Source organism: Chitinophaga sp. SYP-B3965, from assembly GCF_009647655.1.
GTDB lineage: Bacteria > Bacteroidota > Bacteroidia > Chitinophagales > Chitinophagaceae > Chitinophaga.
The window spans coordinates 1,383,048-1,403,566 of the sequence record NZ_WJFD01000001.1 but is presented as its reverse complement, the minus strand read 5'-3'; the positions used below and the strand labels follow the sequence as shown (position 1 = coordinate 1,403,566).

Below are 20,519 nucleotides of genomic sequence, written 5' to 3'. Positions count from 1 at the left end.
TTTAAATCATATTAATCATGCAAATTTACAATAAATAATGCTTAATAATATTGTTTATGCAATACTTTTGCAGGTAAATCAACTAATATATGAACAAGGATGAATCAATTCCCGTTGCGCCTTCACTGATCACAGACATGGATGTAACTGAAGAGCCGGTTGTTTCCAAACGGGTATTCTTTTTAAGTATACAGGTAGTATTGAATGCTATCATCATCGGTTTTGTGGCAAAGGCCCTGGTGGCATTGATCAACCTGATCACCAATATTTCCTTTTACGGTCAGTTCTCTTTTGCAGAACATGGCCCTGCTTTAAATCAATTAGGTATATGGGTGATAGCGATCCCTGTAATAGGAGGCTTACTCGTGGGGATCATTGCCCGCACTGGTTCTGCAGCCATCAGGGGGCATGGTATTCCGGAAGCTATGGAGCAGGTACTCACCAATGAAAGCAGGATCAAACCCATCATCACTATCCTCAAACCTTTGTCTGCCGCCATTTCTATTGGTACCGGCGGACCATTTGGTGCGGAAGGACCTATTATTGCAACGGGTGGCGCTTTCGGTTCTTTTGCAGGGCAGATCATGCATATCACACCCAGTGAAAGGAAGATCATGCTCACAGCGGGTGCCACAGCAGGTATGGCGGCTATTTTCGGAACGCCCATTGCCGCTGTATTACTCGCTATAGAATTATTGCTGTTTGAATTTTCGCCACGTTCCATTATTCCGGTAGCGTTAGCCTGTGCCACCGGTGCAGCCATGCATTATCTCTTATTTAACACGGCACCTGTGTTTGCGATGCCGGACATTCCGTCGCCCAGCTACCAGGATATGCTCTGGTATCTTTTGCTGGGAGCGGTGATCGGTGTAATAGCAGCAGTAGTTTCCAAGAGTGTGTATTTCATTGAAGACCTGTTTGAAAAACTTCCCATACACTGGATGTGGTGGCCAGCTATCGGAGCAGTGGCAGTAGGTGTAACCGGTTATTTTGCACCTTACACGCTGGGTGTGGGATATAGTAATATCACGGATCTGCTGTCTGGCTCATTGCCTTTGCAATTGGTATTAGGCTTGTGTTTCCTGAAATTCATTTCCTGGTCCGTTTCTCTTGGCAGCGGAACATCAGGTGGTACGCTCGCGCCGTTACTGACAATAGGAGGGGCCACAGGTATTGCTTTGGGCATGCTGGTACTCAGCATTTTTCCTAACAGTACCATCAACCTGCCCACTTGTGCATTGATCGGCATGGCAGCTATGTTTGCCGGTGCGGCCAGGGCTTTGCTTACTTCCATCGTATTCGCATTTGAATGCACCGTGCAGCCGCATGGGCTGTTACCCTTGCTGGGGGCCTGCACCGCGTCTTACTTTGTATCCTTTTTTATGATGAAGAGTTCCATCATGACGGAGAAAATTCAGCGGAGGGGTGTTTATACGCCAGATAAATATGAACCGGATGTATTGCAAAACCTGTCCGTAGAAACCGTGATGGAGAAAAATGAAATGGACGCACCGCTGGAATTCCAGACCATTTATGTGTACCCGGAAAGCAGGCTGGGTTTGGCGATCGACATCATGGGCCGCTACAATCTTACATCCCTGCCCGTAGTGAATAAAGCGAATAAACAGGAAATAGTAGGGCAGCTGGATGCGCAAATGATCCTGAAAGCTTACCGGGAAAACCGCCGTGGCAATGATCAGTACCAACGCGCTATTTCCATTAAGCGCAGGGGTTTTAAACTCATCCTGCAGGGGCGGCAGATTTTAAAACCTAACAGGAAAAGCTGATGGCATGGGATCAAAATCCCTACATTTGTACAGCATTATGAAACACCTGGCAGTTTTAAATAAATATTTCGTTCGATATAGATGGCGCTTCCTTCTTGGCATGTTGTTCACAGCTGTATCCGTTGTGTTCAGCGTTTTCCAGCCCGTTCTTGTACGCCAGATCTTTGATCTCCTGGAGCAGAACCTGAAAAGTTACCCTATGATCAGCGATACCGGTTTAAAGGACGCTTTCCGGAGTACCTTTTCCAAAAGCCTGTCCTTCTACGGGCTATCTATCCTGGGCCTGGCATTGCTCAGCGGATTTTTCATGTTCCTGCAACGGCAGACGCTCATTGTGATGAGCCGGCATATTGAGTACGATCTCAAGAACGAGATCTACCAGCATTACCAGCGCCTGGACCTGAACTTCTTTAAAATGAACCGTACGGGTGACCTCATGAGCCGTATCACGGAAGACGTCTCCCGGGTACGCATGTACGTTGGCCCCGCCCTGATGTATGCTGCGCGCACCATTATTATGATGGTGATGATCATCTGGCTCATGTGGGATGTGAATCCCATTCTTACCCTGTACACCTTGTCGCCCTTGCCTTTGCTGGCCCTCACCATCTACTTTGTAAACCGGGTGATCCATAAAAAAAGCGAACGCATTCAATCCCAGTTATCTAATATCACTTCCGTAGCACAGGAGAATTACTCCGGCATCCGGGTGATCAAATCATATGTGCAGGAAGAACCCAGTGCAAAACATTTTGAGGAAGCCAGTGAAGCTTACAAGCAAAGCTCTGTGAGCCTTGCCAAAACCGATGCCCTTTATCAGCCCGCCATGGCACTGATGATAGGGCTGAGTGTGATCTTCACCATTTTCATTGGCGGCATGCAGGTGATCAACGGGAATATCACCATTGGTAACCTGGCGGAATTTGTGTTGTATGTGAACATGCTCACCTTTCCTTTCTTTTCCATTGGCTGGGTGGCTTCCATGATCCAGCGCGCTGCAGCATCGCAGCAGCGGATCAATGAATTCCTGGATGAAAAGCCGCAGATCAAAGATGAGCCCGGCGCTAAAGACATGACTATCAAAGGAGAGATCCATTTCTCCAATGTATCCTTTACGTATCCGCATACCGGCATCCAGGCGCTGAAGAACTTTGAACTGAAGATCAAACCCGGCCAGAAGATAGCCATCATCGGGCGTACCGGTTCCGGCAAAAGCACGCTGGCCCAGTTACTCATACGGATGTATGATCCGCAGAGCGGACAGGTGAAGATGGATGGAGAAGACATACGCAACATGAAACTGAACAGTTTACGGATGCAGATCAGTTATGTACCGCAGGATGTATTCCTGTTTTCAGATACCATCAGCAATAATATCCGCTTCGGGGAACCTACCGCCACAGAGGAAACCGTACAGCAGGCTGCCCGGCAGGCTTCCGTGGAAAAAGATATCCTGCAGTTCCCGGAAGGCTTTAACACGATAGTGGGAGAGAGGGGCGTAACCCTTAGTGGTGGCCAGAAGCAACGGGTGTCTATTGCACGCGGACTGATCCGCAACCCTAATATTATGCTCTTTGATGATTGCCTTTCTGCCGTAGATGCCCGTACAGAAAAGGAAATAATAGGTAACCTGTATGCCTATCTGGAAGATAAAACTGCCATCATCATCACCCACAGGATCTTCTCCTTGTTTGCCTTTGACAGGATCATCGTTTTAGACGAAGGAAGGATGGCCGAGAGCGGAACGCATGATGAATTAATTGCCCTGAACGGATACTATGCAGAGTTGTATGCCCGTCAACAAACAGGGGCAGAAGAGAGTATAAATGGGTAGTATTCATGCCTTTGTATCTCGCTCTCATCAAGGTTTACGGGAAATATAAGATGTTTTTTCAAAATCATTTAAAAATATTTTGATATTTGTAAAACAATAGTATATTTGTTGATTATTGATCATTCAAACAGGATTTGATTCGTTAACACTTAAATCTATCAACTGTGGCGTACGAAAACAACAATCAACAGGAAAGAAACAACGACAGCATCTTTTCCAAGCGATTGAAAGCGGGTAAAAGAAGAACTTATTTCTTTGATGTAAAAACAACTCGGGGTAACGATTACTTTCTAACTATCACAGAAAGCAAAAAACGTTTCAACGACAACGGTTACGACAGGCATAAAGTATTCCTGTACAAAGAAGATTTTAATAAGTTTCTGAACGCTTTAACAGAAACCATCAACTACGTGAAAACTGAGTTGATGCCAGATTTCGATTTTGATGCTTACAATCACGACTATTCAGAAAATCGTGAAGAAGAGCAAGAAGGTGGAGAAGGTGGAGAGTCTGCTGCACCACGTGCTGAAGTAGTTGCAAGTGCATCTGCCGAAGTGGTAGAAGAAGTAGAAGTTCCAGCTGCTCAATCCTCCGGTGAGGATGTGGACAAATGGTAATACATTCCCTGTCAACCAAATAAGAACTCTTTTAAACCTCCGGACTATTCCGGAGGTTTTTTATTGTGAGGAACCGCCAGATGAGCCCCAACCGGAAAATATTCCATTCAATGAACAAATATTCCGTTCGATCAGGTTGATGTGGTTACATTGCCCGCTATCCCATAGCTTTGTTTGTATGAATATGCGTTACCGTTACTGGATGTGTCAGATCCTGGGCTGGACTTTCTTCACCTATCTCTATAATAATATCCGTATAGACGGTTTCGCATTCCGTATGGATGTATTTACGGATCTCGAATTTTATGGTGCTATCCTCTCCGGGATCTTTTATACGCATCTTTTACATCTTTACTTACGTAAGCAGAACCTTGTCCGTTACCGCTTTGGTGCATTGGTCCTGAAGTTGTGGTTCAGTGTATTACTGGCCTCCCTGGGCATCACCCTTACTTTCCTGGCCTATGAAATTATTCAATCAGGAGGATGGAGTAAGTTTATGACGTCCCTGGATGCAGCTAAACAAACGTTCTCCAACAGGAATATTACCCTTGCAGCGATCGTAGCCGTGATCTGGTTGATGTGGCACCTGGTGGTCTGGGGTTGGGTGATCATTTATTTCAGCCTGCTGCAAAGTCGCTTTAAACGCATGGGGCTGGAATCTGAAAACCGCTTAAAACAGGCAGAACTGGATACGCTGAAATCTAAGCTCAATCCGCATTTCCTTTTCAATGCGCTCACCAGTATCCGCAGCCTCATAGGAGAAGACCCGGCCCGTGCGCAGCAGGCAGTAGGAGAATTATCGGAAGTGCTCAGAAGTGCCATGCTGGTAGAACACCAGCAACAGATCACCTTCGCAAAAGAACTGGAAGTGGTGCAGCATTACCTGGCAATTGAAAAGATCCGGTTCGAAGAGCGTTTGCAGGTACAGTATGAAATTGATCCTGCTGTACAGGAACAATCCATGCCACCCATGTTATTGCAAACACTGGTGGAGAACGCCATCAAACACGGCATCTCCCAAAAGGCCGCCGGTGGCGAGATCAGGATCAGGGCATATCTGGAGGACAAACATTATTTCATTCATGTGGAAAATACAGGGCAGGTGTCTGATGGTACTTTGCAGAATGGCTTCGGCATAACTGGCACCATTAAACGATTATCGCTTTTGTATGGAGATAAAGCCACTTTTTCCATCCATAACACCGGCCGGCATACCGTACATGCTACCGTAAAACTACCCAGGGTATGATAGAAGCAGTGATCATAGATGATGAAAGGCTGGCGCGGAAAGACCTTCGTGCCATATTAAAACAATTTCCTTTCGTGACCATCACCGGCGAAGCGGCTAATGTAGCAGAAGCTTTGGAACTCATAGAACGCACCCGGCCACAGGTGATCTTCCTGGATATTGAAATGCCGGAAGCCAATGGATTTGCACTGTTGGAGCAGCTGAGAACTGTGCCTGCAGTGATCTTCACCACCGCATATGACGCTTATGCTATTAAAGCATTTGAAGTGAATGCACTGGACTACCTGCTGAAACCCGTTACGGAAAAGCGTTTGGCGGAAAGCCTGGAACGCTTGCAGGAAACAATAAAACCCAAAGCAGAGCAATATCCTGATCTGCAGGAAAAGATATTTGTGAAAGACGGAGAGCGTTGCTGGTTTGTGCCATTGGCAGATATCCGTTTGCTGGAATCCACCGGAAGTTATGCGCGCATCCATTTCGGGAAACATGCACCATTGCTGGCCCGCAGCCTGCAATCCCTGGAATCCCGGCTGAACCCCTTATACTTTTTCAGGGCCAGCCGTAAACACATTGTGAACCTGGAACATGTGCAGCATATCACCACGCTGAACCAGCATTTGCTGGAGCTGGAACTAACAGACGGCACAAAAATACCCTTGTCCAGAAGGCAATCCATCCTCTTCCGGGAACTGCGGGGCATCTGATAATAATACCTAAAATCACTTTATATGAAACGAATGCACATGTCGTTAACGGCCATGTTATGCCTGGTATATACTGTTGCAACAGCACAGCAGGAAATACCATTGAACAGCACAAACCCGAACTTCAGATCGCTGAAAAAAGCGCTGGCAGGTACACAGGTAGTAGGTATGGGAGAAGCCACACATGGTACCCATGAATGTTTTACCATGAAGAGCGACATGTTTAAATTCCTGGTAGAAGAAATGAATTACTCCGTATTTGCTATTGAAGACGGGATCTATGGCGCCAACATGATCAACACTTATATCCTTACCGGTAAAGGAGATCCGAAACAAATACTCAAAGATGAATTCCATACCGTATGGCAGGTAACAGAACTAACAGACCTGATTGAATGGATGAAAGATTATAATACACATCATACCCGCAAGCTCACTTTTGCCGGTTTTGATTCCCAGCAGATGGATAGTTATGTCCGTGCCCTGACAACATTTGAAGCACAATACAAAACAAACATTTTCACCCCGTTCACAGATTATGATGGGGAAGGAACAGATTCTATCAATGATGCCATGCACATGGCCAGGGATATTGTGGACAGCGTATTACGCACGCTTCCACCTAAACCCGCCATGGTGCCGGACACTGCATGGGAGCAGGCCAACTGGATGATCAATAATATTTCCGCAGCCTTACATCAGTTTAACGAAAAGGACTGGATGCTGGCATTGAACACCCGCGATTCCATGATGGCCTTGAATATCAGGCACCTTTCCAAATTGCATCCCGGTGAGAAGATCATGTTGTGGGCACACAATGCACACATCGGAAGGCAACATGGTATGGTCAGTTTTACAACGATGGGGGAGAACTTAAAACAGCATTACGGTAAAGCGTACACGAATATTGGTTTTGCCACCAGCGCCGGTACTTACCGGGCAGCCATTGCAAACGCAGACAGTATGAAAATGGACAATGTACTAAAACCCGCAGGCCCCGGTACTGCAGAATATGTGCTGCAACAAAAAGGAATACCCTGTTTCCTCCTGCCATTACACACATCTTCTTTGCAAGGTCAATTCAGGGTAGTCGGTGTTTTTGCATCAGATTACCAGTTCTCTGAAAAACCAGTTAAACTCGCTGATCTATTCGATTGGCTGATCTATATTAATAAGACCACGGCAGCAGTTAGTCTTTGGATTCGTCCACCTTCACCATCATCTCATTCAGCCGCACCGGTCCAAAGTGACTGGCAAAAGCTACATCCGCTGCATCTCTTCCATACGCTACGTTGATCCGGTTGCCCTTTGGTTCCGTTTGTGTAGCATCAAAACAATACCAGCGCCCGGTAAGGTATACTTCAAACCAGGCATGCAGGTCCATTGGCTGTAAACCGTAGAGGTAACCGGTCACCATCCTGGCAGGAATATCCATGGCCCTGCAAAGTGCTATGCCCAGGTGAGAAAAATCCCGGCACACGCCTACTTTAGTGGAGAGGATATCCCAGGCAGATGTAGAACTGTTCGTTGTGCCGTATTGATAACGGATATTGGTGTTGATCCATTGGCGGATGGCTTCCACCTGTTCATAACCTGTGGTGGCATGTTTGGTGATCTCTACGGCCAGATCGCCCATCCTGTCAGATTCACAATACCTGCTGGGCAGGAGGTAGTGTAGCATATAATCAGGCAGATACTCAATAGCCGTCCACCCTGCGCTGTAATCCACTTCAATGGTCTCGGCGCAATCCGCCAGTACAGTGCTTTCTATCCGGAATGTGCCGACAGGTAATACTACACGCTGGCAGAGGTTTCCGTAGTTATCGGTGAATTCTGTCATGGTGCGGAAAGGTTTGGTATGCATTTCATCTTTGATCACAAACTGGCCAACACCACTTCTTGCACGGAGCATAAAGGTGGTAGGTACCGGGGTTTCGCAGGTAAGATCAAGTAAACAGGAGGCTTGTATAAGCATGGTGTAAATTACCATTTAATTACCATGTCATCAAATAGTCATTACTATTTAGGTGAATAGGATTCCCCTTTTTAATTAGTTAAATTTCTAAATATAGACATGTGAGTTACCCGATATCCGAAATCTATTTTTGAACCCTTTAATTTTTGTTCCATGAAGCAATTGATCCTGCTAAGTACCCTCTTAGCTTCTTTCTTCCCATTTCTAAACTTTTCCCCAACACCTCCCACTTCTAAAACATTTAAGGCGGAGTATGTTGCATCAGCAGATGTTCCCGTTGTATATGAGGGGGCTGTTGTTAATTATTACCGGATTCCATGCCCTAACAACCCGGTGGCTTACGGATGTGCGGAAACCGGTTCAATACCCTGCGGTTTTTCCAAAGTTTGCCCGGTTCTATCACCCTTCAAAGAGGTGCCTTGCCCGGGACAACCCGGCGTTACATCTTGCGCTGCAGCTTCTTCAGGAACATCTTGCCCTAATCCTATGCCCTGCCCCGGAGGTCTTACTTACCATGTATGTCCTTTAGATCCTAACCTCAGCATGTGCGCATTAGGAGGCGGCGGAGTTGTTTGTACAACGCCATCCGGCTGTCCAATACCACCATTTGCGCCAGAAACGGAGGAAATCAAGTTTTAATCATCAATACAGATTGAATGTTCAAAATATCCGGAGCAACGTTATCGTTGCTCCTTTTCATCTCATGCAATAGCAACAACAAATATATCCTCTCTGTAAAAAGAACTGATAAGCAGCAACTAACCATTGATTCAGTTAGCATTCCACTGCCGGAACACGCGTTTTACCAATACTTTACTTTCTCTGTAGCGGAGATAGCAGGCAGTACTTTTTTCATAGGATATAATTCCAATAACGTTAGCCTGGATATCTTCAACCTGGACAAACCTTCTTTTGTAAAACATATCCTCCTGTCTGAAAGTCCTTTGTTCAGTAATCTGGACAGGAAAGACCTGGATAAATCCAAAAGTGTGGCAGATATTACACTGATCAGCTTCGATTCTATTTTTATCAACCTGAGTAACAAACGGATGTTACTCATCGATTCATCTTTTCATGTAAAACAGGATATCGATCTTTCAACCACCAGGGGAACGAACAGCAGGGAGTCATATGGCATGCCGGTTACTTATTCTCATGCCTGTAAAATGACCCGGTCCGCATCAGGCATACTGATGGAGCAGATCTTTAATGACATGCCCGTTAAAAGGCCTTCGTTCGTATTACTGAGTATGAAAGATACCAGTCTCCAAAGCCTGCCCTTATACCATAGCGATTACTTCTATGATAAGAAAGGGAATATGGGGATGCTGGGACAGGTCAATGTGGCGGAAGCACAGAAAGATAGTTTCCTTACGTATAATTTCACCTACGAATCCAATATCTATCAATACAATTACCGGACGCAGTATGTAACCGCTTATGGAGGTAAAAGCACTCTCAGTAAAAACCTGGTCAAACCCCTCGTGCCGGAAGAAGTGAAAGAAGAGATGGAATGGAGGATCCACCTGATTGAAAACTCGCAGTTCTTTCCGGTGATGTATGATAAGTACAAACATCTCTATTATCGTTTCCATCTGAAGGAGATTGATTATAAAAACGGGAAGTACTTCAATTCCGTACTGGATAAAGAACTGGTATTAATGGCTTTCAATGAGGATTTTGAACTGGTGTATGAAGAAGTGCTGCCGGGGAAACGTTATGCTTCTTATTCCTGGTTTGTAACACCTAAGGGACTTTATATATCTCCTACACATAAGAAGAATGAAAATGCAGATGGTACTGTATTAAAGTTTCACATACTAAAGATCCAACCATGAAGTACTTTTATTTATTAGCCTGCCTCATAGTGCTGGCTTGCGGCCCGGGCAAAACCAACTCGAAGGAAAAAGAGCAGCTGGACCTCTATCTTTCTGAAATTTATAAAGTAGACCTGAAGGAATATCCTAAGTCCATTGCCATTATTGTATCTGGTAATTGTGGCTCCTGCACGGAGAAGACCATCCGTTTCATCAAAAAAATAGACCAGGATAAACGGTTTGATCCATATAAAAAACTGCTGGTCATTCCCGTGAATAATGCGTCGGTGAAAGACTCCATCGGCAATGGTTCCAGCTTCCGTATCATCATAGATGAACACCAGAACATCGATAAGTATGGCATTAACCTGCCTAAGAACTTATTCCTGGAATGTGAAAAAGGAGATGTTGTTTTTCAGGACTGGCTATACCTGGAAAAGATAGATACCATTGCTGCAAAGTATGGTGTTGCCTTGTGAGCTAAGCATGTTGCCGGATGATCTGTTCTAACTGTTTAGCTTGTACCACACCTGATTGCCGCCATAATATCTTTCCTTCCTTAAACAGGATCAGGGTAGGTACACCCTGTACCTGGTAAGCCTGTGCTGCAGCAGGGTTCCTGTCTACATCTATTTTAATGATGCTGGCCGTATCGCCGATCTCGCTTTTGAGGTTCTTTAAGATAGGCTCCATCGTTTTGCAGGGACCACACCAGGTAGCAAAGAAATCTACCAGAACGGGTTTACTGCTGTTGATCATCTCGGAGAAGGTAGTAGCCATGGTTTTTTATAGAAGAAGCACAAATTCAATGCCTAATAAAAAAGCCCCCAGCATGCTGGGGGCTTTTACTAAAAAGATCTACTTCAATCCCATATCCGTATTGGCCGCAAACTGCTGCAAAGTGGCTGCGATCTCTTTCTCCAGCGCAACGCCGGTAAGTTCTTTCGCATAAGCCTTCTTTTCCAGTGTGCTCATGGCTTTGTATAATGGTTCGTTATTGACTTTCTTCTGCAGGGTAACAGTAGAATTAGCGGCATAGAGCTTATCCCAGTTCTTGCGTACCAGTGCCCAGAATTGCTGATGCTGTTCCCACCATTCTTTGGCTGTGCTGCATTTGCTTTCATCTGTACGATCGTAAGTGTTCAGTCCTTTTTCTTTCACGATCACTTTATCTTTTCCATCTGCCCTTACTACCTTTTCGTTATCCTGTTCATGAACAGATCCGGTGGCTGTAATTTCATGATGGTTGATGCGGCGCAGCACATTATAATCGTTGCGGGTTGTATATTCCCGGCGGGGCAGGGGAGCGTCGCTGGCTGCTTCCCAGTAATGGCGGCCATCAGCATGTACCCAGGTGGCGGTACCCTCATAACGGGGTTCATCATCCACACCAAATACTTTCTGTGTCCATTGGCCTTTTACCTGTGCAGCAGGCAGCTGTTTCTTTTTCCAGGTATTGTCTTTATCAAACGCCAGCAGGGTCTGGTTCTCGTATTGCCAGTCTTCCGTCCAGTGTTTGATCACATCGCCTTCAGCGATCAGCAGGTGCTGTAATACAATGCGTTTATCACCTTCTTCTGCCACGGTAATATATTCTATGGCATCCGTGATCTTCTTGTATCCCTTTGGTTTGTAATTACTGTCTGTGGGGAATGTTTCAGTATACTCGAAAGTTACTTCATGGCAACCACACATTTTCTTAATAGCAGCTTTATCCTGCGATAATTGCTGCTGTGCCATGCTTTGCTGCGCAATGAAGGCCATGGCAAGTAAGATGAGTCTTTTCATAATTGAGTTTATTTAAAATTTTTGGAGCCATTGCTTTGCAACACGAACCTGAAATGATAGAACCTGCTTACAGAAGTCTGAGATGGAGCAGCAGGTGCATCTTTATAATAACTGGTGATCTCCAGTTTCGCATATTTGCCGGTAGCCGTTTTCAATACAATGAACTTGCCGGTAACAGGAGAGATCACATGTGTATCCATGTTGTAATTATACCAGCCGGTGATAGCTTTGGTGGTGGCATCTGTTACATAACCAGTTTCAGGTGCTGTGTTTAAATCATTGTACACACCTGAGAGTACCTGTGCTGCCGCACTACCAGGACCGCTGGTGCCGCCATTCACGATGATGGTGGTAGCCCTGAAACCAATATCCCATTTCGTAGTGGCAGAATCCGTGTTGGCGATCACTTTATTTTCAGCCAGGCTGAACAGGGTGAACTTATTAGTGCCAGCCGCATCTGCATCAATATTAGTGGAGGTGGTAGATACGATCGTTGGTTTTGCCGGTGTGTCATCATCTTTGCTACATGCGGCGAAGAATGTTACGGTGAGCGCCATTGCGCCAAACTTGAAGAATTGTGCTGCTTTCATATAAATTGATTAATGAGGAAATTTAAAATTGATACCAAGCGTATATAACCTGCCCGGTAAGGTGGGAATATGCGCTGCATCTGTATGTTCAAAAAGATTTTCCACGGTTGCCTGAATGCGTATCCTGTTTTCCCACAAGGCCTTTGCTGCGGCCAGGTTCACCACCGCATAACCTTTCACGAACTCACTATTCAGATCAGGTGTTTGGTTGCCGTTCTCATCTGCAAAACCATATTTGCTGCGATAGATCACCCGCGCATTGGCGTCCAGTCCCAAACGGGCATGTATCCATGCAAGCTTCAGATTTGCTGTATGATGGGAACGGGAAAAGAGGCCGAAGTATTCATTACGTTTCAGTGCTCTTGTTTCATTCGTCTGTTTATCTACAGTATATACCTGTCCGTCTTTCACCTGATCATATAATTCATTGTCTACAGTACGGAGATACTGATAACCTGCGGAAGCCTGCCAGTATTTGCCAATAGGCTGATTATACTCTGCTTCAGCACCATAAGTGGTAATGCTTTTTACATTCACATAACTGAACACACGCTGCCCGTTTGTTTTTTCTGCGATGGCCCTGGTATCGATCAGGTTCTTTACTTTATTGTAAAAACCGTTGACCCTGATCCGCTTGCCCTGCACGCCCAGGTTGTAAGACCAGGAGCTTTCCGCATCCAGGTCCTTCAGATCATCCAGGTTTACGTTCAGCTGGCTGATCTGTCCTTTCGCCTGCATATCCTGGATAATTTGTTTGGCCAGTTTGGTACCCGCCACGGTGTAACCCACAGCAGCATTATTAAAATGCAGGTAGAGTTGCCGGAAGTCCGGCGCTCTGTATCCACGGCCTGCAGAACCCAATACCCGCCACTGTGGAAGGAACTGATAAGACAGTGATATTTTAGGACTGAACTGAGAAGGGTATTGATTATGCAGATCAAAACGGCCACCTAAGAGGATGTTCCATTTGTCTGCCGGTTTCCAGTTCTCCTGCAGGAAAACATACCCCGTGTTAAAAGCCATTTTATCATCGTAACGGGTAGCTTCCACAGATTCATGCACATAACCGGCACCCGCTGTGAGCTGATGTTTTTCATGCAGTTGCCAGTCCAGCTGGTATTCCGGTTTCAGGTATTGTTGTGTGAAGAAAGAAGCATCATACACATTTTTATTCTGCCGGTAGACCATATCTTCCTTTGTATTATAATAAGAGTAATACATCCGGAATACCTGTGTAAAACGCTTATTGGGCGTATTCTTCAGGTTGATGGAAAGATTGGCGTCTTTTTCTTTGCCGATGTCATCCACCGTACCGCTGGCATCCTGGAAATAGCTGTCGTACCGCTGTTGGTAATACCTGCCATTGAGAACAGTTTGCCATTTATCAGTCCATTGCTGCTGCCAGCTGGATTGTAAAGTGATGGCCTTAAAAGGAGCAATGGTAGGTGTGTTGTTCCCACTGCCCAATGTATAACCGCCACTATGCATGTATCCGGCATTGGCGGTGAACATCCCTTTCTGATAAGGCATCCTTGTTTCTCCGTCTATATTATAAGTGTTGTTAGAACCATACCTGCCGCCGATGCTGCTGTAGGCCTCTTTCTGCTGCCCCCTGGTGATGATATTGATCACACCAGCCAGTGCATCACTGCCATATAAAGAGGAAACGGGGCCTTTGATGATCTCTATCCTTTCAATATTGCTGACCATGATGCGGGAGAGGTCCAAAGTGCCTGCAGTGCGGCCAACGAGGGGTTCGCCATCCAGCAGGATCAGGGTGTATTGAGATTCCAGGCCCTGCATTTGTACGCCAGTACCATGGTTGGAAGTGATGAACAAACCCGTTTGCTCTGCCAGCACCTGCTGCAGTAATACTGCGCCCATGCGTTGCAGCTGTTGTTTATTGATAATGGTAACAGGAATAGGTACTTTATTCACCAGCTGCTCGTTACGGGTGGCAGTTACTACCACCTCCTGCAGGTCCTTACTGCTGCTCACTGAATCCGTTTGGGCAAACAAAGCCCCGGTCCGCATGATGCAGATTGTTAGCCAGAAGATCTTTCGCATTTTATTGATTGTCCGGCGAAGGTAGGATTGATAAATTTCTGCTTATTACGCATTCGGGAAAAAGAGTTACGCAATACGGAAAAGGTCGTTAACCAAATAATTATTTTAATCGAAATACTGCCATTATATTTGGGTATAAACACCATGTATGAGGGATTGGATAAAGAATATATTTAATACGGATGAAGAGCCTGCAACGGAGGAATGGCGCAATGAAAACTCCATTTACCAGTTTATTAGTAATAACATAGATACCACGGGAAAGCTGAAAGAATCTGCAGAAGAACTGCCCGATGAGAAGAACGGGGAGAACGATCTCCGCTTTGCAGCCGGATTAAGTGATACCCTCTTTAATAACAGTGAATCAGAAGAAACCACCGCTCAGATCAATGAGCTGTCTACTATCATAAAACGATTTGCACAATACGGGGATAAGAAAAGCGATCTGAAAATATATGAACTGATCGCGGCGAATGAAAACATTGTGAGCCTCATTGATCCCGTCCTGGAAGAAATGGGCAAACTAGGTGTTCCTATTGAACCTTACTTATTCCCTTACGCACAGGACCTGTCATTCAAAGCCACCAACCGGAATGCGGTAAAATTTGGTATTGCCATACTGGGTGTATGCCAGCGGGAAAGTGTGCTGGATGAAATAAAAACCCTTGGGCTGCATGATGAATTTACCCTTTACACCACTATTGCCATCATCAACCTGTCCGACGATCCCGAAGGCGATCTGTGGGAACTGGCTAAGAAAGTGAACGGATGGGGGAAGATCCAGGCCGTGGACAGGCTGGCAAGCATGGTAACCCTGCCTGCTATCAAAGACTGGCTGCTGCTGGAAGGGTATAAGAATGATATCATGTATGAATACCTCGCCTATACCTGTGCGGTGCATGGCGAACTGGATGAAAAACTTTCCCTTCCAAAAATAGACAGAGCATTATATGTAGCCGCAGGCGAGATCATAGAAGCACTGATATCAGGAGGCCCTGCAGAAGACATTTCCAATTACGAATCTGCTTCCATCACCATTGAACAGTATGCAAGGCACTCCCAGGAACATGCAACGGAAGTAGGAGATTATATTGTACTCAGCAGCATCTTTAACCTGCTGCAGGATATCCAGGATGATATGACGGACCATGCAGAGAATGGATGGACACAGGACATCCTTTCCAATTGCCTGATAGATATTTCCTCCATCCTACACAGGGTGGATTGGGAAGAAAAAACATGGGCAGCGTTAAACAGTACAGATAATACTACTTACTGGAGCGGGAAACAGGCTGCCAGGCTGCTGGGGCTGGATGTGTGGGATGTTTACTGGAAGAAACTGCAGGCCAGTCCGCATGAAGGATCGCTCTGGTATGATGTGATCAATGAATACACCGATATTCATACAGATGAAATAATAGACCTCGCCATTAAAACCATTCCACTGGAAGAATTAGCCACCGGCCCTGAAGATCTGTTAGGCCTTGGCACCAATTTCACAAAATTCCAGGGCCTGGATTTCATCCTGCCATTTTTAGAAAGATATCCTGCAAAAGGAGAGCCTATTCTTTTAGCAACGCTGAACAGCAAAGTAACAAGACATCGTAATTTTTCACTGCGTGTATTGAGCAAGTGGGGCAAAGAGAATTGGTCTCCCGCTATTGCTGCCGCTTTTGAAAAGCTGAAGGGCCTGGAGCCTAACCAGGATACGAAGAGTAATATTGAGAAATTGGAAAGGGGGGAGGCGTTGGATTAATTTTATTAAGCCCTCGTTAAATAAAAAGCTCCTGATTAAAAGGCATTTCCTCTATAAAACAAAGAGCCCCGCCATACGGCGGGGTTCTTTGTTTATAATTTAAGACTTGATTGAAAGGAAGCCTCCTGATTAAAAAACATTCCTCCATAAAATAAAGCCCCCGCCGTATGGCGGGGGCTTTATTTATAATTTAAACCTTAATTGAAAAGAAGCTTTCTGATTAAAAAACATCCTCCCAAAAAAGATATAAAACTCCGCCCTTTCCAGCGCGGCAAACCCTCAGCAAGTTTCATAAAATAAAGAGCCCCGCCGTAGGCGGGGTTCTTTATTTATAATTTAAACCTTAATTGAAAAGAAGCTTTCTGATTAAAGAACATCCTCCCAAAAAAGACATAAAACTCCGCCCTTTCCAGCGCGGCAAACCCTCAGCAAGTTTCATAAAATAAAGAGCCCCGCCATACGGCGGGGTTCTTTATTTATAACTTAAACCTTAATTGAAAAGAAACTTTCTGATTAAAAAACATCCTCCCCCAAAAAGTATAAAACTCCGCCCTTTCCAGCGCGGCAAACCCTCAGCAAGCTGCATAAAATAAAAAGCCCCGCCATGCAGGCAGGGCTTTTTATTTATAATTTGAAAACTTACCCTCTCAATTTCTTATAAGCATTGATCAGCCCATTTGTTGAACTATCATGCGAAGTAACCGCCGCATCATCTTTCAACTCAGGCAGGATCTTATTCGCCAATTGTTTCCCTAATTCCACACCCCACTGATCAAACGTGTAAATATTCCATATCACCCCCTGCACAAAGATCTTATGCTCATACAAAGCAATCAGCGCTCCAAGGGACCGGGGCGTAATCTGTGAAATAAGGAAAGAATTCGTAGGCCTGTTACCCGTAAACACTTTAAAAGGCACCAACTCCTCCGCAGTACCTTCCGCTTTCACTTCCTCCACCGTTTTCCCATTCATCAACGCCTCCGTTTGTGCAAAGAAGTTAGACAACAACTTAGGATGATGATCCCCCAGTGGATTATGACTGATCGCCGGTGCAATAAAATCGCAGGGGATCATTTTGGTACCCTGATGGATCAGCTGATAAAAAGCATGCTGCCCATTGGTACCAGGCTCTCCCCAAACAACAGGCCCCGTTTGGATGGACACCGGTTTCCCGTTCCTGTCTACGTTTTTGCCATTGCTTTCCATATTCCCCTGTTGGAAATAAGCAGCAAAGCGGTGCATATATTGATCGTAAGGAAGGATCGCTTCAGAAGCCGCGTCAAAGAAATTACCATACCAGAGGCCGATCAGCGCCATGATCACAGGAATATTCTTCTCCAGCGGTGTAGTTTGAAAATGCTCATCAGTAGCATGCGCACCCGCCAGCAATTCATAGAAGTTCTTATACCCGATGGTCAGTGCAATAGAAAGTCCGATAGCGGACCAGAGGGAGTAACGCCCGCCAACCCAATCCCAGAACGCAAACATGTTCTTAGGATCAATACCAAATTCCTTCACAGATTTCTCATTGGTAGAAAGCGCCGCAAAATGCAGGGCAATATCCTTTTCCGTACCGCCATTCTCCAGGAACCAGGTACGCGCAGAATGCGCATTGGTCATCGTTTCCTGTGTAGTAAAGGTTTTGGAAGCGATGAGGAACAAAGTTTCATCAGCCGTTACTTTTTTCAGTGTTTCAGCAATATGCGTACCGTCTACATTCGACACAAAATACGTTTGAATGCCTGGTACCCAGTAGGGGCGGAGGGCTTCCGTCACCATTACCGGCCCAAGGTCAGAGCCACCGATGCCGATGTTCACGATATAACGGATACGTTTACCCGAAAACCCTTTCCATGCCCCGGAATGTATGCGGGCGCAGCAATCTTCCATTTGGGAAAGAACAGCGTTCACATCCGGCATTACGTCTTTACCATCCAGCAATACCGGCTGGCCGGAAACATTGCGCAGTGCGGTATGCAGCACAGCCCGCTGTTCAGTAGCATTGATCTTCTCTCCATTGAACATGGCTTTGATAGCCTCTTGCAGTTTACATTCCCTGGCCAGCTCCAGCAGGTGCTGCAGGCTTTCGGCATTCAGGATGTTCTTGGAATAGTCGAACAGGATATCTTCAAACTGTAGTGAGAAGGATTGGAAGCGTTGCGGGTCTGCAGCAAAGAGGGCACGCATATGCGTTTGCTTCATGTCTGCTGCGTGCTTTTGTAACTGTTGCCAGGCTTTGGTAGCAGTAGGGTGTACTGATGGGAACATACTTTCAGATTAAATTAGTAGGACAAAAATAAGTTATATAGTGATCTTTTTTCTAACTAACTGCATGAGGATGGATAGGGCGATCACTGCAATCACAATGGTACCCATTGCCACGATGGGCGCGCATTCCCGTCCCCCGATGGCCTCTCTTTTCAGGATAATGCCATAGAAACCCCAGATGCAGACCAGGCCATAGTAGATATTATTGTAGCGGAATACCATCAATACAGCCAGCAGGGCGCCTATACCCATCATTGTCACCGTCCAGGCAACTTGTGGGAAGGGAACTCCCCAGGCCACCAGCAAAGCCGTAAAGTTAGCGATGGTGGCAATACTGATCCATCCTAAATAGATGCCGAAGGGGAAATGTATAAACAGTTTTTCCCGCAGGAATGCGCCAGGATGGGCAATCTGGAATTTGCGGTGGATCACGATCAGGCTGGCCAGGATCACCAGCATGCAGCAAAAGGAAAGGAAGACCGTTCCGTAATGCCAGGCAAAAAGCCAGCAGGCATTGCCGAGGCAATTCAGCAGGAACCATCCTTTCATCCGCACGATAAAAGCCTGTAGTTCTATTTCATGTCCTTTGGAAAAAGCGATCCAGTATTGGTAAGCGGCAAAACCCAGCAGGCCAAGGTAAATGAGGGGCCAGATGGAAAAGGTGATGCCGGCAGGAACAAAGAGATTAGGGTATTCATCAGAGATCTGACCGGTGGTTTTACCGTTCAGTCTTGATACATTGGCCATGGCGTTCACGCCGATCACTATAAGCAGGGCTACTATGTTGAAGATAGTTTGCTGCCGGTAGTGGGCAATGCTCTGACGAGTTTCCATAGTGATCTGGGTTTAAACTTGCTCCGCAAAAATCTAACCATAATTCAGCGATATTGCTGTTTCGTATTTACTGAATATTAATTTATCTTTGCGGACTTATGACAATAGAACAATTGAAGGCTATGAGGGACCGTCTGTACGTCCTGGGAGGTTTTCTTTAACGTACAGGACCGCATAGACAAAATAGAAAATGATAAGCAGATGACCCTCGCGCCCGGATTCTGGGATGATAACGAACGGGCAACTGCTATCCTGAAAGAAATTAAAGTTAGCAAATTCTGGGTGGACCTTTACCAACAAGTAAAGGACGCAATTGAAGACAGCGCCGTATTGCTGGAATTTCAAAAGGAAGGCGAAGCAACAGAGGAAGAAGTGAAAGCAGCTTATGATAATGCCACTGCGGCATTGGATGAACTGGAATTCAAGAGTACCCTGAACCAGCCGGAAGATGAAATGCCGGCCGTTCTCACCATCAATTCCGGAGCCGGTGGTACGGAAAGCCAGGACTGGGCTGAAATACTCCTCCGCATGTATCGCATGTACGGGGAAAAGCAAGGCTGGAAAGTGAGTGAGATCGATGTGCAATATGGTGACGGTGCAGGGATCAAATCCGCTACACTGGAATTTGACGGGGATTTTGCCTACGGACTGTTAAAAGCAGAAAGTGGTGTTCACCGCCTGGTGCGCATTTCTCCATTTGACTCCAATGCCCGCCGTCATACTTCCTTTGCTTCCGTATTTGTATACCCGCTCGTAGATGATACCATAGAAGTAGCCGTAAACCCGGCCGATCTGGAATGGGAATTTTACCGTTCAGGTGGTAAAGGTGGTCAGAACGTGAACAAGGTGGAAACCGCTGTTCGTTTGAAACACATTCCTTCCGGTATTATCATCGAATGTCAGCAGGCACGTACGCAAGGAGAGAACCGTACAAAGGCGCTCACCATGTTGAAATCCAGGTTGTATGAAGAAGAGATCCGCAAACGCGAAGAACTGAAGAACGCCTCGAATGCAAATAAACGCAAGATCGAGTGGGGCTCACAGATCCGCTCTTACGTTTTCCACCCATACAAAATGATCAAAGATCACCGCACTGAACATGAAGTAGGGAACATCGGCCCTGTAATGGATGGTGAACTGGATGGATTCATCAAGGCATACCTGATGATGCAGAAAGAAGAAGAGAAAGGTTGATTGGAATACCCATCACCAACCATATTGTATAACAACACA

17 protein-coding genes are annotated in these 20,519 nt (G+C 45.8%); 10 read left to right on the top strand and 7 right to left on the bottom strand.

Going from position 1 to position 20,519, the window contains the following annotated elements:
• Positions 1–89: 89 nt before the first annotated feature.
• From GFS24_RS05515 to GFS24_RS05490, 6 genes are all read left to right on the top strand, one after another.
• Entirely contained in the window at positions 90–1,787 is a 1,698-nt protein-coding gene (locus tag GFS24_RS05515) for a chloride channel protein (RefSeq protein ID WP_153658579.1), read from the top strand.
• Between the two features lie 25 nt (positions 1,788–1,812).
• Positions 1,813–3,621 (top strand): ABC transporter ATP-binding protein, encoded by a 1,809-nt coding sequence (locus tag GFS24_RS05510; protein WP_253906403.1) that lies wholly within the window; start codon positions 1,813–1,815, stop codon positions 3,619–3,621.
• A gap of 164 nt (positions 3,622–3,785) precedes the next feature.
• The gene (locus GFS24_RS05505) at positions 3,786–4,238 is read left to right on the top strand and encodes a DUF3276 family protein (RefSeq protein ID WP_371729903.1); all 453 of its coding nucleotides are present in this window, start codon (positions 3,786–3,788) and stop codon (positions 4,236–4,238) included.
• A 178-nt stretch (positions 4,239–4,416) separates the two neighbouring features.
• Positions 4,417–5,487 (top strand): sensor histidine kinase, encoded by a 1,071-nt coding sequence (locus GFS24_RS05500; RefSeq protein WP_173002974.1) that lies wholly within the window; start codon positions 4,417–4,419, stop codon positions 5,485–5,487.
• On the top strand, positions 5,484–6,191 hold the full coding sequence (locus tag GFS24_RS05495; protein ID WP_153658577.1) for a LytTR family DNA-binding domain-containing protein: 708 nt from the start codon (positions 5,484–5,486) through the stop codon (positions 6,189–6,191). Before GFS24_RS05500 ends, GFS24_RS05495 begins: the two co-directional genes overlap by 4 nt.
• 24 nt (positions 6,192–6,215) lie before the next feature.
• Positions 6,216–7,487, top strand: a complete 1,272-nt coding sequence (locus tag GFS24_RS05490) for an erythromycin esterase family protein (RefSeq protein WP_153658576.1) — start codon at positions 6,216–6,218, stop codon at positions 7,485–7,487.
• Here GFS24_RS05490 and GFS24_RS05485 read toward each other — a convergent pair.
• Positions 7,381–8,166: a transglutaminase family protein gene (locus tag GFS24_RS05485; protein ID WP_153658575.1), complete on the bottom strand. Its 786-nt coding sequence runs from the start codon at positions 8,164–8,166 to the stop codon at positions 7,381–7,383. The two genes, GFS24_RS05490 and GFS24_RS05485, sit on opposite strands and share 107 nt — an antisense overlap.
• 656 nt (positions 8,167–8,822) lie before the next feature.
• On the opposite strand from GFS24_RS05485, the gene GFS24_RS05480 reads away from it, so the two are divergent.
• Together GFS24_RS05480 and GFS24_RS05475 are read left to right on the top strand one after the other, a co-directional pair.
• Complete coding sequence (locus GFS24_RS05480; RefSeq protein ID WP_153658574.1) at positions 8,823–10,004, top strand: DUF4221 family protein; 1,182 nt, start codon at positions 8,823–8,825, stop codon at positions 10,002–10,004.
• Positions 10,001–10,462 carry a hypothetical protein gene (locus GFS24_RS05475; RefSeq protein ID WP_153658573.1) on the top strand — a complete coding sequence of 154 codons (462 nt, stop codon included), beginning with the start codon at positions 10,001–10,003 and terminating at the stop codon, positions 10,460–10,462. The genes GFS24_RS05480 and GFS24_RS05475 overlap by 4 nt, the downstream gene beginning before the upstream one ends.
• 1 nt (position 10,463) lies before the next feature.
• On the opposite strand, the gene trxA is transcribed toward GFS24_RS05475, so the two are convergent.
• The 4 genes from trxA to GFS24_RS05455 form a co-directional block, all read right to left on the bottom strand.
• Positions 10,464–10,763, bottom strand: a complete 300-nt coding sequence (gene trxA / locus GFS24_RS05470; protein WP_153658572.1) for a thioredoxin — start codon at positions 10,761–10,763, stop codon at positions 10,464–10,466.
• Positions 10,764–10,841: 78 nt separating this feature from the next.
• Positions 10,842–11,771 (bottom strand): DUF6607 family protein, encoded by a 930-nt coding sequence (locus GFS24_RS05465; protein ID WP_153658571.1) that lies wholly within the window; start codon positions 11,769–11,771, stop codon positions 10,842–10,844.
• 8 nt (positions 11,772–11,779) lie between these two features.
• The gene (locus GFS24_RS05460; protein WP_153658570.1) at positions 11,780–12,361 is read right to left on the bottom strand and encodes an HmuY family protein; all 582 of its coding nucleotides are present in this window, start codon (positions 12,359–12,361) and stop codon (positions 11,780–11,782) included.
• A 9-nt stretch (positions 12,362–12,370) separates the two neighbouring features.
• A complete protein-coding gene (locus tag GFS24_RS05455) occupies positions 12,371–14,428 on the bottom strand; it encodes a TonB-dependent siderophore receptor (protein WP_153658569.1) in 2,058 nt (685 codons plus the stop codon).
• Between the two features lie 148 nt (positions 14,429–14,576).
• On the opposite strand from GFS24_RS05455, the gene GFS24_RS05450 reads away from it, so the two are divergent.
• A complete protein-coding gene (locus tag GFS24_RS05450; RefSeq protein WP_153658568.1) occupies positions 14,577–16,184 on the top strand; it encodes a hypothetical protein in 1,608 nt (535 codons plus the stop codon).
• 639 nt (positions 16,185–16,823) lie between these two features.
• On the opposite strand, the gene pgi is transcribed toward GFS24_RS05450, so the two are convergent.
• Both pgi and GFS24_RS05440 read right to left on the bottom strand, forming a co-directional pair.
• The gene (pgi, locus tag GFS24_RS05445; RefSeq protein ID WP_153658567.1) at positions 16,824–18,452 is read right to left on the bottom strand and encodes a glucose-6-phosphate isomerase; all 1,629 of its coding nucleotides are present in this window, start codon (positions 18,450–18,452) and stop codon (positions 16,824–16,826) included.
• A 33-nt stretch (positions 18,453–18,485) separates the two neighbouring features.
• Complete coding sequence (locus tag GFS24_RS05440) at positions 18,486–19,286, bottom strand: tryptophan-rich sensory protein (RefSeq protein ID WP_153658566.1); 801 nt, start codon at positions 19,284–19,286, stop codon at positions 18,486–18,488.
• A gap of 98 nt (positions 19,287–19,384) precedes the next feature.
• Here GFS24_RS05440 and prfB point away from each other — a divergent pair.
• Positions 19,385–20,480 (top strand): peptide chain release factor 2 gene (prfB, locus tag GFS24_RS05435; protein ID WP_153658565.1). Its coding sequence is split into 2 segments (ribosomal slippage): positions 19,385–19,444 and positions 19,446–20,480, totalling 1,095 coding nucleotides; the frame shifts between segments, so codons are not numbered across the junction.
• Positions 20,481–20,519: the final 39 nt, after the last annotated feature.

Bases quoted from the DNA above. Each gene is read 5' to 3' on its own strand.
- GFS24_RS05515 (WP_153658579.1), top strand. From the start codon at position 90: ATGAACAAGGATGAATCAATTCCCGTTGCGCCTTCACTGATCACAGAC.
- GFS24_RS05500 (WP_173002974.1), top strand. From the start codon at position 4,417: ATGAATATGCGTTACCGTTACTGGATGTGTCAGATCCTGGGCTGGACT.
- GFS24_RS05495 (WP_153658577.1), top strand. From the start codon at position 5,484: ATGATAGAAGCAGTGATCATAGATGATGAAAGGCTGGCGCGGAAAGAC.
- GFS24_RS05490 (WP_153658576.1), top strand. From the start codon at position 6,216: ATGAAACGAATGCACATGTCGTTAACGGCCATGTTATGCCTGGTATAT.
- GFS24_RS05485 (WP_153658575.1), bottom strand. From the start codon at position 8,166: ATGCTTATACAAGCCTCCTGTTTACTTGATCTTACCTGCGAAACCCCG.
- GFS24_RS05480 (WP_153658574.1), top strand. From the start codon at position 8,823: ATGTTCAAAATATCCGGAGCAACGTTATCGTTGCTCCTTTTCATCTCA.
- GFS24_RS05475 (WP_153658573.1), top strand. From the start codon at position 10,001: ATGAAGTACTTTTATTTATTAGCCTGCCTCATAGTGCTGGCTTGCGGC.
- trxA (WP_153658572.1), bottom strand. From the start codon at position 10,763: ATGGCTACTACCTTCTCCGAGATGATCAACAGCAGTAAACCCGTTCTG.
- GFS24_RS05465 (WP_153658571.1), bottom strand. From the start codon at position 11,771: ATGAAAAGACTCATCTTACTTGCCATGGCCTTCATTGCGCAGCAAAGC.
- GFS24_RS05460 (WP_153658570.1), bottom strand. From the start codon at position 12,361: ATGAAAGCAGCACAATTCTTCAAGTTTGGCGCAATGGCGCTCACCGTA.
- GFS24_RS05455 (WP_153658569.1), bottom strand. From the start codon at position 14,428: ATGCGAAAGATCTTCTGGCTAACAATCTGCATCATGCGGACCGGGGCT.
- GFS24_RS05450 (WP_153658568.1), top strand. From the start codon at position 14,577: ATGAGGGATTGGATAAAGAATATATTTAATACGGATGAAGAGCCTGCA.
- pgi (WP_153658567.1), bottom strand. From the start codon at position 18,452: ATGTTCCCATCAGTACACCCTACTGCTACCAAAGCCTGGCAACAGTTA.
- GFS24_RS05440 (WP_153658566.1), bottom strand. From the start codon at position 19,286: ATGGAAACTCGTCAGAGCATTGCCCACTACCGGCAGCAAACTATCTTC.